12 protein-coding genes are annotated in these 12,087 nt (G+C 54.7%); 2 read left to right on the top strand and 10 right to left on the bottom strand.

From position 1 onward, the window contains the following. Positions 1 to 91: 91 nt before the first annotated feature. The gene (gloB, locus tag NQF89_RS07435; protein WP_266137881.1) at positions 92 to 802 is read left to right on the top strand and encodes a hydroxyacylglutathione hydrolase; all 711 of its coding nucleotides are present in this window, start codon (positions 92 to 94) and stop codon (positions 800 to 802) included. 9 nt (positions 803 to 811) lie between these two features. On the opposite strand, the gene nadC is transcribed toward gloB, so the two are convergent. The 10 genes from nadC to NQF89_RS07485 all read right to left on the bottom strand — a co-directional run bounded on the left by nadC (position 812) and on the right by NQF89_RS07485 (position 10,063). After that, on the bottom strand, positions 812 to 1,681 hold the full coding sequence (nadC, locus tag NQF89_RS07440) for a carboxylating nicotinate-nucleotide diphosphorylase (RefSeq protein ID WP_155573586.1): 870 nt from the start codon (positions 1,679 to 1,681) through the stop codon (positions 812 to 814). A gap of 13 nt (positions 1,682 to 1,694) precedes the next feature. Continuing rightward, on the bottom strand, positions 1,695 to 3,158 hold the full coding sequence (locus NQF89_RS07445; RefSeq protein ID WP_266137882.1) for an L-aspartate oxidase: 1,464 nt from the start codon (positions 3,156 to 3,158) through the stop codon (positions 1,695 to 1,697). Between the two features lie 11 nt (positions 3,159 to 3,169). Next, positions 3,170 to 4,156, bottom strand: a complete 987-nt coding sequence (nadA, locus tag NQF89_RS07450) for a quinolinate synthase NadA (RefSeq protein WP_407652361.1) — start codon at positions 4,154 to 4,156, stop codon at positions 3,170 to 3,172. A gap of 95 nt (positions 4,157 to 4,251) precedes the next feature. Further along, on the bottom strand, positions 4,252 to 5,109 hold the full coding sequence (locus NQF89_RS07455) for an NUDIX hydrolase (protein WP_155573584.1): 858 nt from the start codon (positions 5,107 to 5,109) through the stop codon (positions 4,252 to 4,254). After that, complete coding sequence (locus tag NQF89_RS07460) at positions 5,109 to 6,329, bottom strand: hypothetical protein (RefSeq protein WP_266137884.1); 1,221 nt, start codon at positions 6,327 to 6,329, stop codon at positions 5,109 to 5,111. Before NQF89_RS07460 ends, NQF89_RS07455 begins: the two co-directional genes overlap by 1 nt. A gap of 170 nt (positions 6,330 to 6,499) precedes the next feature. Further along, positions 6,500 to 7,255 (bottom strand): lysophospholipid acyltransferase family protein, encoded by a 756-nt coding sequence (locus NQF89_RS07465; protein WP_155573729.1) that lies wholly within the window; start codon positions 7,253 to 7,255, stop codon positions 6,500 to 6,502. 76 nt (positions 7,256 to 7,331) lie between these two features. Next, a complete protein-coding gene (locus NQF89_RS07470; protein WP_155579506.1) occupies positions 7,332 to 7,979 on the bottom strand; it encodes a YdcF family protein in 648 nt (215 codons plus the stop codon). Further along, positions 7,976 to 8,836: a hypothetical protein gene (locus NQF89_RS07475; protein WP_266137885.1), complete on the bottom strand. Its 861-nt coding sequence runs from the start codon at positions 8,834 to 8,836 to the stop codon at positions 7,976 to 7,978. The genes NQF89_RS07470 and NQF89_RS07475 overlap by 4 nt, the downstream gene beginning before the upstream one ends. Beyond that, on the bottom strand, positions 8,833 to 9,576 hold the full coding sequence (locus NQF89_RS07480) for an ATP-binding cassette domain-containing protein (protein WP_266137886.1): 744 nt from the start codon (positions 9,574 to 9,576) through the stop codon (positions 8,833 to 8,835). Before NQF89_RS07480 ends, NQF89_RS07475 begins: the two co-directional genes overlap by 4 nt. 58 nt (positions 9,577 to 9,634) lie before the next feature. Further along, a complete protein-coding gene (locus NQF89_RS07485) occupies positions 9,635 to 10,063 on the bottom strand; it encodes a hypothetical protein (RefSeq protein WP_155573579.1) in 429 nt (142 codons plus the stop codon). Positions 10,064 to 10,191: 128 nt separating this feature from the next. Between NQF89_RS07485 and NQF89_RS07490 the strand changes: the two genes are divergently transcribed. After that, positions 10,192 to 12,081: a hybrid sensor histidine kinase/response regulator gene (locus NQF89_RS07490; protein WP_155573578.1), complete on the top strand. Its 1,890-nt coding sequence runs from the start codon at positions 10,192 to 10,194 to the stop codon at positions 12,079 to 12,081. Positions 12,082 to 12,087: the final 6 nt, after the last annotated feature.

Consider the following 12,087-nt stretch of genomic DNA (forward strand, 5'->3'; position numbering starts at 1 on the left):
CGCTGCATAAAACAATGGTGGAGCGGGTGTTGCCACCTAGGGAGGCGACATCCATTTTAAGGGCTGATGGTTTTGGAGAGGTAAGGGCCTTATGACGGTAGAGATTAAGCCGCTTTGCGCGTTTAAAGATAATTATGTGTGGTGTGTGCGTCAGAGTGCGATCATGCCTTGGGTGGTGATTGACCCCGGCGAGGCAGCCCCTGTGATGACCTTGTTGGGAGAGCAGCCTCCCGCTGCCATTTTATTAACGCATCATCATAATGATCATATCGGTGGGGTGGCGGTATTGCGGGAGCGTTATCATGCGCCCATTTATGGTCCCGCTGATATTGCCGAGATTGATCATCCCTTAAAGGGTGGGGAGAAGCTCTCATTAGCGGGGCTGAGCTTCCATGTTTTTGCAACGCCGGGGCATACGCTGGATCATCTTTGTTATGAGCTAGAAGGGGAGCGTCCTGCCCTTTTTAGTGGGGATACGCTCTTTAGCGGGGGGAGTGGTCGCCTCTTTGAGGGCACAGCCGAGCAGCTTTTTAAAAGCTTTCGGCAGTTTGATGCCCTCCCTGATGAGACCATGCTATGCCCCGGTCATGAATATACGCAGGGTAATTTAAAGTTCATCGCCTCTCTTGGGCAGGATAGCCCTGCCTTTCAGGCGCGTGTGGCGGAGGTTGCCCGTCTGCGCGAGGCTGGGCGGCCATCTGTCCCAGTAACGTTAGGGGTAGAGCGGCAGACAAACCCTTTCCTTACCGCTCCATCGGTAGAGGCCTTAGCGCAGTTACGACAGCAGAAGGACCAATTCTAACAAAAGGGGTTAGGCGGTGGTGATGTCGAGCCCAATATCAAGGGCGGTGACGCTATGGGTCAACCAGCCGAGGGAGAGACAATCCACCCCGCTTTCTGCCATGCTACGGGCTGTAGCTGGTGTAATCCCGCCGGAAGCCTCGGTAATAGCGCGGCCTTGGACCATACGCACAGCCTCGCGCAGCATGTCCGGTGTCATATTATCCAGCAAATACGCATCCGGCCCATAAGGGCATGCAAGGGCCTCGGCCAGTTGAGCGAGGGAGTCGACCTCTAATTCAATCTTCATGAGATGCCCAGCCCGTTGGCGTGCTGCTTTTAGGGCTGCGGGAATGGTGCTGCCAAAAAGGGCAAGGTGATTATCTTTGAGCATAATCGCATCATCAAGCCTATGGCGGTGATTGCTCCCCCCACCAGCGCGGACGGCATATTTTTGCAAAGCGCGTAAGCCGGGGAGTGTTTTGCGTGTGCAGCATACCCGCACGCCTGTACCCTCAACGGCTTCGACAATCTGCCCTGTCATGGTTGCAATGCCACTAAGGTGAGAGAGGAGGTTAAGGGCGACGCGCTCACCCCCTAGCACGGCACTAGCAGGGCCTTCTACCTCGGCAAGGACATCGCCTTTTGCAATGTGGTCACCGTCTTGCTTGAGCGGGGTGAAGCGTGTGTCCTTATCTAGCAAGGAGAAGGCCAAGCGGGCACCGGGGAGACCGGCTAATCGTCCTGCTTGCCGAGCAACAAAGCTGGCCCGTAAGGATGGTTGTCCGGCAAGGAGTGATTGGGTCGTTACATCGCCCCCCGTGCCGAAATCCTCCCGTAGGGCGGTGGTAATGACAGGTTCCCAAAGGAGGTCGGGTAGAAAGAGAGTTTCAAGAGCCATGAGGAAATCCGTTTTATAAGGGGAGGTCGTGTAAGTGCCAGTCATAATGGCGGGCAGGTTGGAGGCCGGGGGCATCATCACGCCAATGCGCGCCGCGTTGCTCTAGGCGGTGCAAAGCCCCCCACGCGATGAAAGAGGCTGTAAGGGCACATAGATTATGCCGTGCAAGAGGGAGGGTCCGCTCTAAGAGTTGCTCTATCCCTGTACGGGTGCGGAGGATACCAAGATGATGCTGCATCTCCACCCGCAAAGGCCAATCCGTTGAGGCGGTAGGGCAGGGTGGTGCGGCCACGATGGTAGGGGACGCATCCGCTACACACGCATTGACATCCTGCCCTGCCCATTGCCCGCATAAGAGAGCCTCGAGCAATGAATTGCTGGCAAGCCTATTGGCCCCATGTAGCCCCGTGCAGGCCACTTCCCCACAGGCCCAGAGGCCGGGAAGCGTGGTCCGGCCTTTATGATCCACCTTTAGCCCGCCCATGTGATAATGCATGGCCGGTTGAACAGGCAGCATTTGGTTATCAGGGTCGTATCCTGCGGCGTGACATGCCTGCGTAATAGCGGGGAAGTGCGCACTAAAGGCCCCGCCCGGTAGGGTGCGGCCATCCAAAAACACGCGGTGGCCTTGCTGGAGCTGTGCAGCGATAGCACGGCTAACAACATCGCGCGGGGCGAGTTCTTCTGTAAAGCGGGAACCATCTTCCAAACGCAGTACGGCTCCCGCCCCGCGTGCGGCTTCGCTAATGAGGGCGAGGCGGTGCGTGGGTTCTGCTGCGATAAGAGCGGTGGGGTGGAATTGCGTAAACTCCATATCCCGTAATGTGGCCCCTGCCTGAGCGGCAAGAGCGAGTGTAATGCCACGATTTGCTAATGGGCTGGTGGTATGTTGATACAACCCGCCGCAACCACCGCTGGCTAAAATACACCGGCCTGTTGGGATAAACCCGGCGGAACTCCATACCCCTTGGAGGCTGCCATCAGGTGCGTAAAACCCTTCTAGCGTGCCTTCAAGCCAATGGATGGTCTCTTTTTTGCGGGCGGCTTGGAGTGTGTGATGCAACATCACGTGCCCGCTACGGTCGCCCCCGGCAAAGACAATTCGCTTACGGCTATGGGCGGCCTCTAAATGCAGGGCGAGTTGACCTGCCTCATCACGTGCGAGGGGGACATCAAGGCGGAGCAGCGTTTCAACAGCGTGCGGCCCGGCCTCGGTGATGCGCTGGACCATGGCGGGGTCACATAAGCCTGCCCCGGCTTTGAGTGTATCTGCGGCATGGAGGGCGGGGCTATCCTCTGGGCCAATAGCGGCGGCCATGCCTCCTTGGGCAAGGGTGCTGGCTGTGCCTTCCCCTGTGAAGCTGGGGGCGAGGATGAGGCATGGCTCCTCAAGCTCCAACGCGGCCATAAGCCCCGCCAGACCGGCCCCGATGATGATGGGCCAGCCAGCATAGCGGGAGAGGCTATCTCCCTGCATGGGACGTGCCCTCACTTAATGGCCAACATGCGCTCGACTGAACGGCGCGCCGGGGCTTGGAGGTTGGCTGGGATGGTGACTTCTGTGCTCATGGTCTCTAGGGCCTGACGAATATTTTTGAGCGTGATGCGCTTCATATGCGGGCAAAGATTACAGGGGCGGATGAAGTTGGTTTGTGGGTGCATCGCAGCGAGATTATCGCTCATCGAACATTCGGTGATGAGCATGACCTTTTCGGGCTTATGTTGGGCGATATAGTCCATCATGCTGGCAGTGGAGCCTGCATGATCGGCCTCAGCCACAACATCGGGGGAACATTCTGGATGGGCGATGATATGGAGCGGGCCATGCATACGCCGATATTGGCGGATTTCCTGCGGGGTGAAACGCTCATGCACCTCACAACGGGCGGACCATGTATGCATCTTAATGCCCGTCTCCCGCTCGATGTTCCGTGCGAGGAACTCATCGGGAATCATGATGACTTCTGGCACGCCGAGGCTCTCCACAACACGCCGCGCATTGCCAGAGGTACAGCAAACATCCGTCTCAGCCTTTACTGCGGCGGAGCTATTTACATAGGTTACAACGGGCACACCGGGGTGACGTTCCCGCAAGGTGCGGACATTTTCTGCTGTGATGCCTTCAGCTAAGGAGCACCCCGCCAAAGCATCGGGGATGAGGACGGTTTTTGTAGGGTTCAACAGCTTGACCGTCTCAGCCATGAAGTGAACACCAGCCATGATGATGACATCTTGCTCCAGATTTTGGGCTTCACGAGCAAGGGCTAAGCTATCCCCACGAATATCGGACACGCAGTGAAAGATTTCCGGCGTTTGATAATTATGAGCGAGAATGACCGCATTATGTTTGCGTTTGAGCTCTAAGATCGCCTCAATATCCTCGGCAAAGAGCCGTTCCCAGTCCTGCCGCGCCATAAGAGAGGCCACAGGGCTGTATAACGCCGCACGAGAGGGAGACGTAGCAACGGCCTGCATCATGGAGAGGTCCTTATATGATTTATACTCACTATGAGCATAATAGGGGGCGCAATAGCTTCCTTGCAAGTGTTTTATAGGATTTTATGGTGTGATTAATGCGCTGCCTCTATGGGGAGGAAGGCCGACCCCAGGTAACAAGAGGCCATTGCCGCAGGGCGAAACTGGTAGAGCTTGGCAGGTCGTCCGGCAGTAAAACGCTCATAAGCTCCGGTTTCTTCCACGAGGTTTTGATGCAGCACAAGGCGGCGGAAGTTTGGCTTATGCATAAACCGGCCAGAGAGTGTTTCTATCGCTTGTTGGAGTTGTAAGAGTGTGAAGGCCTTAGGGAGGAGCTCAAACACTGCAGGGCTATAGCGGATGCGGGCGCGCAAGCGGGAAAGAGCCGTAGCGAGGAGGCGGCGGTCATCCCCGTGTGGTGTGGTGTGTGCTGTAGGGAGTGTGCGTGGCACAAGGCCGGATTCCCACAGCAGTTCGTAGCGTTCTAGGACGCGTGTATCATCCCAGGGCAGGTCATATAGCCCAAAGGCGGGGGCGATGCGGCTTTGGCGGTCTGGGTGGTGTGTGGCCCATTGCTCAATAGCGGTGATGAATTGCGCAAGTTGAGCATTGCCCGTTTCACTCCGGCGGTCCTCCCACGGGAAATGTTGATAGAGGGAGCCGTGGCAGGCGTGGGGATGGCTGGGGCTGAGGGCGAGATAAGTAATGTGAATATGCGGTATCGCCCCCTGCATGGGAAAGGAGCTGAAGGTATAAAGCTGCTCCATATAGCCAATCGGGCAGTGTGTTAAGGTTTCTGCCCAATGGCATAGGCTTTGTTGGAGGGAGTGATGGCTTTCTTCAAAAGTGGGGGTGTTTTGGTCATGCCGTAATAATGCGACATGAGGGGCTTCATGGCCGAGGGTCATTAAAACAGTGATGAGGTCAGTCGGGCAGAGGGTTTGGTATGTCATCAAGGGGTCGGGTCTAATTTGCGTAAATGCTCTGCGAGGGAATGTAGCCTCGTAGAGGAGGATGATAAACCAGGGGGTACGCCATGGTCGAGCGGGATACTCACAGTAAGCGGGCGGGTGGCTAAGGTTTCCATCCGTGGGTTTGTCATCAGCTCGTGGCATAGAGAGCGTAAGCTCATCGGCACATTTTGTTGGAACCATTGGCTTTGTATGAGCAGATGTAGCGGGCTTTGCCAATTTGTTAGGCTGACAGATATGACCCCAGAGAATGAAGGAACATAGAGTGTCCCCCCAAGGGAGAGATGCGGGGGTGGGGTGTTTTGTTCACTAGCAGCGAGGGGGCGGAATGTCGCGCTGAGTTCATGTAAGCGTAAGCGGAGGAGTAAATTGGGTTGGGCTGTTTGGGAGGGTGTGTGTGACGCAGCAGAATATAGGTTGGGTAAAAGGGCAAACAGAGTGCGTAAATGCGTGATGTCGAACTCTTTGAGCATAGTATCGGGGTAGGATAAACGCTCTGCTGTGATAGAGGCGGAGAGCAGGGCTCTATCTTGTAAAGCAGGGTCTGGCCTTACGAGGGATTGCGGGGCGAAGCGAATACTGCCTGTAGGGCGCGATAGGGTTACGGTATAAGGAAGATGCGAGGCGGCGATCTCTAATTGCGCTATATGAAAATAAGCGTGGTAGAGGGGCATTGTGTGGTTGTGGCAGCGCGCCGTTAAAGCAGGGCAGGGCATCATGCTTTTGCTGATGAGCAGGCGCGTTTTGTTAAGCCGTAATGTCAAGCTTTCCCCATTACGCACGAGGCGTAGAATGGTGCTTTGTGGCATACGGAGGGGGAGTTTGGTTTGCGTGGTGATGGTCCGCGCCCAGTCTAGCCAATTGCCTCCGAGGATGAGGGTCGGGGTCGCCCCTACAACATCCGCCCCATTCAGATGAGTATGGAAGGAAACGCCAGAGAGCTCCCGCCACGCGCCAAAAGGCCAGCCCTTAGCGCGGGAGAGGCGTATGTTTAGCGTAGGGTCTGGTCCATCCGAGGGCAGGGATTGCACAGCAAGTTGGTCAAGCTGGCGGGAGAGGATGGTCTGTGTACGGTGATATAACCCCCAAGTGCATAGTAGAAGCGCGATGAAACCATAGCAGAGCAAACGCACCGCTCGCCAAGAAGGCCGTATCGGGTAGAGCTTCTTGAAATAGCGATGAAGATAAGGTGGGGTGTTCATTTGTCCCCAGCCTCTTTGTCAGGGGTTATACAGCAATCTATTGGTTGTGGATTGCTGTGGAAAAGGAGAAAGAGAGGCATGAATCTGACAAAAAAGTTTATATTTCATGATGTTATGTAAGGATGCCCCTTTTATTTTGGCAAGGGGCATTATTTCATCTATGACGCTGATTATGAAGGGGAGCTTTTCACATCCACAGAGTTTTCCACAGGGCTTAGGGGAAGGTTATGCTCTTGGGAAAGGTGCGTCCATGCGTCTGTTATAGCTGGTATTAAAGCGCGCCCTGCCATTGTGGGGGAAAGAGGCGGGCCGATGATGACCTTCAACGTGCCGGGATATTTCCGCCATGGGGAGCGAGGCCAAAATAGGCCCGAATTTGTAACAACAGGGATGATAGGAGCTGTTGCTTGGCGGGCAAGAGCGACCACACCATTTTGGAGGGGAGCTGTCTGGCCGGGTTGGGTGCGCGTACCCTGGGGGAAGATGATAATCTGCCGCCCTGCTGTTTGGGCTTTGGCAACAGTCTCCATCATCCCACGCAGAGCTTTGGAGCCACCTGCGCGATTAACGGGGATCATCCCGCTCAACACAAGCATAGGGCCAACAAGGGGGATGGAGGTGAGTTCTTTTTTGATGACATAAGCAGGTAAGGGGACGAGATTCATCCACACAAATCCATCAAAGAAGGATTGATGCTGGGAGGCAATCAAAGCCGGGCCATCAGGCAGATTCTCTTGCCCCGTAATGACAATGCGGATGGAGCAAAGCCGTTCTAACCCCCATAGGACGGCACGCGACCATAGTTTTGCGTAAGCAAGGGCCGCATCGCGCCGGTTGAGCAGGCGGATAGGGAAGGCCACAACCCCCATAAGGAGGGTGAGGACCAACAAATAGAGATTAAACAAAAAGCCGCGTAAGAAACTCATCATGATTCTTGTTCATGACGTAGAATCTCCCTTTAGAGCAAGGGAAATATGCATCCCTCATCACGTAAGGAGCAGATTATGAAGGTGGGGGCGGGCGGAATCCTTCTTGGGCGTAGTCTGTTTGGCGTAAAATTATAACGCGGAGCAACGCCCCAATTAATTTGCTATATTGGTTCATCATGAGGAGAACCGTATGGAAATGCAATGGCGGACTCATCGCAGGGGGCTGCACCCAGTAAGGGGTTAAGCGTAATTGTGGGGCAATATCGTGGAACTCCAACAAAGAGCGGCGCATATGATAGCCCGCTGTGACGATGATGAGATGATGGAGATGCTTTTGCGTAGCCCATTGCGCTGTCTCCCACGCATTGCCAATGGTGGTTACCGCTTGGTGGCCTAAGCTGATATGCTGGGCTAAAGTAGGTGGGAGTGGTCCTGTCCCTGTGGCAGAGAGGATATGGCCTAGCTCCGTATGCGGTGAGACGCCTGAGATAAGCAGTAAGCGTTGTGGTTGTTGTTTAAGCAGCGCAATCCCGGCTTCAATACGGTTCTTTCCTCCCGTAAGGGCGACAATCCCGTCACAATCCGCAGGGATGTTTTGGAGGTCCGGCGGGGGGCGGAGTGCATCGGCACAAAAATAGACAAACCCGCCAATCAACACCCAGCTTACGATAGTGGCCACGGCAAAACAGCCGCGCCCTATTATGGCGAGGGCTTGCTTCATGATGTTGTGCGGTCCTGCATGCGGCAAAGCAGGTAAACGAGGCCCCCGCTAAGGCACATTATAAGGACCGGCAAAAGGGCTAGACTTCCCCATAATATAGGGGGAAGCAGGGTTGTAAAATGGAGTGGGTCTGTAAGGGGGGGCAGACGCAGGAGAGGGCGTAATGCCCTAGTGAGGGCTATGAAGGTCGGCAGGAGCAGGGCTATGCCTATGAGGCTCCCAAGACCGGAGATGAGGGCAAGACGCCGCGCAAATATATGATGCAGCGTGGTGGGGTTACCGCCTAATGAGAGCAGCAAGAGGCGTTGTTGAGCATTAGCGAAGGCGGTCGTGCGTGCCATGAGGTACAATAAGGCTGGGGCGATAAGGGCAATAGCACCGCCCATAGCGAGCGCAATATGGCAAGCTGCTTGGCGGATATTTGCTAAAAATGGCGCGAGCTTCTCAAGTTGATGTGGTGGTGGGATGACCATCGCATCAGGCTTATAACGCTGCGCTAGTGTGGTGAGCGTGGCGATGTCCCCCCGATAATGGAGGGTGATGAGGGTAGGGAGCGGGCCCGGCCATGGTGTGGACCAATGAGCAAGTGTTTGTGCAACCTCTTGGTCCGAAAGACGCGTTACCTCTGTGCCGGGGAAGGTGGCAGACACGGCATGTTGTAGCGCATCAATTTTGTCATTTTGTTGCGGTAAGGCGATGACGACAAAAGATGTAGCTTGCTCTTCCCACTGGTGCGTTGCACGGCTTGTCCCGTAAGGTAGAGCAAGGCTTAGGCCCAAAAGCCATGTAAGGAGGCATACACCAATCAGGAGCGACCAACTGCTTGGCCATGAGAGGGCACGGGCAAGACGTGTCATGAAAAGCGTCCTTCATAGGTAGGAGCCATGGGGGTAAGCGGGGCAAAGAGAGAGGGAGGTGTCTCCTCTTTTTCGTCTTCTGTGGGGGCAGGGGGATTATAAGGCAAGGTGAGGGTGGCCTCTGGGAAGGAGACTTCCGGCGGGCGTGTGCGCATTGCAAAAAGGGCCGTTGCCCCGTTTTGGACGAGGTCTTTTATGGTGGATAAAAGATGCTCTTGTAGCTCTGGGCATAGGGTGAGCGCTGGTTCATCGACTAAAATCAAGGAAGGATGGGTAATTAAGGCACGTGCGCATGCAGCGCGGAGGCGGGTTGTGTGGCTCAGTGTGGTTGGGAGGGCCTGTGCATGGTCTTGTAGGCCGAACCATTGCAGAATTGCCTCCGTCTCGCGTTGGATTTCAGCATGTCGAAAATGGGCCAACTCTAGGGGGAGAGCGATATTATCGGCAAGGCTGAGGCGGTCCATAAAGAGGGGATTTGCATCAATATAGCCAATGCGCTGGCGTAAGCGTTGGCGCGTGCGGGCGGGAAAGTGCGGGCTTAGTGGCTCATTTAAAATAGTTGCAGAACCAGCAACAGGGCGGCGCAGGGCTAAGGCATCCAGCAAGGCTGTCTTGCCTGATTCGGCTGGCCCAACGACCCATAAAGCCTCCCCTCGTTGGAGTTGAAGGGAGAGGGATTGCAGTCCCCCTTGTATGAGGGCCGGGCTTGTGGGGAGGGAGAGGTTATGGAGTGTAATCATACCTTATCCCACCCATGAAGTGAGGGCGATTGTATAACCCGCATGATAATGTAAAGCCTTAGAGACGCCGTGCTAACCATGCCGTTGCTGTGGAGGAGGCCGCTGCAAGGGCCATAAGCAATAAACCATCCATAATCAGGCTATGTGGTGTGAAGAGATGTCCAGCAATGATGAGTTGGTTGGGAAGTGTGTGAGAAATATGGCTGACGATATCGTGGGTCTGCGGGTCCTCGGTTAGGGAGCCGAGATTAGCACTGGCGAGAGCAATGAGATGCGGGATGAGCGACCAGCCCACACCAATGATGAGGAGGATAGGGGCAAAAAGTTCTGCCAATTGAATGAGGAAACTGAAGATGAAATGGAAGATTGCCCAGATCACGGTCAGTACAACACGCCCTAGGATAGGAAGGCCCCGCTGAGGGGTACGCGCATTAGCAGCAAGACGGTCATGGCGTGGGGGGTGTAGTGGTGAGGGTGATGTATTCATGAATATTTGGGACCTTCCTGTAGGACAATGAAGCAGAACATGAGATAAAAAGAGTAGAGGTGGGATAGGTGCGTGGCAACCGTCTCATATTATATCCTCTGTCTGCACCTAGCTTCTAGAGAGGCGTAATGCAAATCTTACCTACTATGGATGAGAAAGAGGCTCATATTTTATTGCTTGACCCCGCCGGGTCAGCTCATAGCCGTGTTTATAAATTGCTATGCGGGGAGGGGATGAAGGTAACCTGCCGACAAGAGGCAGAAGCCATGCTGGAGATTGTGGAGACGCAACAGCGTGAGCGGCAGGTGGATATGGTTATTTGCTGCACCCTGCAAGAGGGGATGAGTGCTGGACAGTTTGTGTACCGGGTGCGGGCGATTCCGGCTATGCAAGATATACCTGTTTTAATGTTGACCGATGATGTCTCTCCCCGGGTAGAGCTTGATGGTTTTGAGAGTGGGGCGGATGCCTATCTCTCCAGCACGGCTCATTCTGCTTTGCTGTTATTACGGGTGCGTACGCTCTTACATTTGGCGGAGGAAAAACGGCACCGTCATCCCCACTGGCAGATGCGGCGCGCGCGTGTGGTGATTGTGCGCCCCCCTGATGATGAATTGCTACAAGATTTTTGGAACGATCCCTCCTTCTCAGAGTTCAGTGGGGCGAGCGAAGGTGATGTGGAGGCTGATGCGCCCGGTTTGGGTGAGCTATTATGGCGTGATGGTCATACCGTTACAACGGTAGCGCGCTCTAGTGAGCTTTTAGAGGGAGGTTGGCTCACTGCCCCTGATGGGCCCGATTGTATCGTCTTAGAGGATATGCGCGATAGCGAGGCAGACCTTGCTTTTTGTCATTTGCTAGAGCAACGTCGCCAAACCCTACGGACGCAAGGGAGCGTTCCTTTTCGGATGTTAGGGGTTATTCAGGCAGAGCGGTTCCGTGGGGAATCATGTGTGGCATTTTTGGAGGCCGGGTTGGAAGACCTCGTGCCAAGCGATATGCCCCCTATGGTGTTGGCATTGCGTATTCGCGCTATGGTACGGCGGAGGCGGGAGAATGAGGCGTTTCGCCAACGGGAGATGGAACGCCAACAATCAGCCTTGGCGTTAAAAGCTGCGCAAGAGCAAGCCGCCCTAGCGGAAGCCCTCGCTCAAGCGAATAGCGAACTTGCTCAGATGAATAATGAGCTTGTTCAAACTCAAGCGCGGCTCGTACAGACAGCGAAAATGGCATCGCTGGGTGAGCTTGTGGCGGGGATTGCCCATGAAATTAACAATCCGCTGGCGTTTACTCTGGGCCATGCTGATACAATCCAACGTTGTTTAACGCGCTTAGAAGGCCATGTGCAGGGGGATGATTATAAGACTATAGAGCGGGCTTTGCTGCGGTTAGAGGCGATGAAGACCGGCCTTGGGCGGATACGCGACCTTGTGGTGCGCTTGCGCCGTTTTTCCCGTTTGGAGGAAGGGCATTGGAGCAAGGTCGATGTGGCAGAAGTAATAGAAACAGGCCTAGCCCTTGTGCGGCATAGGCTGGGGAAGGCCATTTATGTTGAATGTCAGCTCCAAGCTCCATTGACATTGATTTGTCAGGAGACGCTCTTTCATCAAGCTGTGATTAATTTGATTGCGAATGCCGCCGATGCTTTGCATGAGATAGAGCGTGAGGGGCGGTTAGAGGGGGAAGGGCTTATCCGGCTAGAAACGTATTTATATGATAATATTTATGAAATTATAGTGAGCGATAATGGACCTGGCATTGAGGAGAGCGTTCGACCGTGGATTTTTGATCCGTTCTTTACCACAAAGGCACAAGGAGAGGGGACGGGGCTAGGATTATCCATTGTACATGGCATTGTGCAAGCTCATGGGGGGAGCATTGATGTCCGGGATACTTATAAACCAAGCCAGAATGGTGGCAGGCGCGGGGCGTGTTTTGTCATACAGTTGCCCGTGGAGGAAACAGCAGAGGGTTGGGCTGTGCGGAACCCAAAGGAACGAGAATATGCAAAAGAGTAAAGGGGC

Source organism: Bombella pollinis (assembly GCF_026385485.1).
Lineage (GTDB): Bacteria > Pseudomonadota > Alphaproteobacteria > Acetobacterales > Acetobacteraceae > Bombella > Bombella pollinis.

Excerpts from the sequence above, each read along its gene's own strand:
- gloB (WP_266137881.1), top strand. The coding sequence starts at position 92 with ATGACGGTAGAGATTAAGCCGCTTTGCGCGTTTAAAGATAATTATGTG.
- nadC (WP_155573586.1), bottom strand. The coding sequence starts at position 1,681 with ATGGCTCTTGAAACTCTCTTTCTACCCGACCTCCTTTGGGAACCTGTC.
- NQF89_RS07445 (WP_266137882.1), bottom strand. The coding sequence starts at position 3,158 with ATGCAGGGAGATAGCCTCTCCCGCTATGCTGGCTGGCCCATCATCATC.
- nadA (WP_407652361.1), bottom strand. The coding sequence starts at position 4,156 with ATGCAGGCCGTTGCTACGTCTCCCTCTCGTGCGGCGTTATACAGCCCT.
- NQF89_RS07455 (WP_155573584.1), bottom strand. The coding sequence starts at position 5,109 with ATGACATACCAAACCCTCTGCCCGACTGACCTCATCACTGTTTTAATG.
- NQF89_RS07460 (WP_266137884.1), bottom strand. The coding sequence starts at position 6,329 with ATGAACACCCCACCTTATCTTCATCGCTATTTCAAGAAGCTCTACCCG.
- NQF89_RS07465 (WP_155573729.1), bottom strand. The coding sequence starts at position 7,255 with ATGAGTTTCTTACGCGGCTTTTTGTTTAATCTCTATTTGTTGGTCCTC.
- NQF89_RS07470 (WP_155579506.1), bottom strand. The coding sequence starts at position 7,979 with ATGAAGCAAGCCCTCGCCATAATAGGGCGCGGCTGTTTTGCCGTGGCC.
- NQF89_RS07475 (WP_266137885.1), bottom strand. The coding sequence starts at position 8,836 with ATGACACGTCTTGCCCGTGCCCTCTCATGGCCAAGCAGTTGGTCGCTC.
- NQF89_RS07480 (WP_266137886.1), bottom strand. The coding sequence starts at position 9,576 with ATGATTACACTCCATAACCTCTCCCTCCCCACAAGCCCGGCCCTCATA.
- NQF89_RS07485 (WP_155573579.1), bottom strand. The coding sequence starts at position 10,063 with ATGAATACATCACCCTCACCACTACACCCCCCACGCCATGACCGTCTT.
- NQF89_RS07490 (WP_155573578.1), top strand. The coding sequence starts at position 10,192 with ATGCAAATCTTACCTACTATGGATGAGAAAGAGGCTCATATTTTATTG.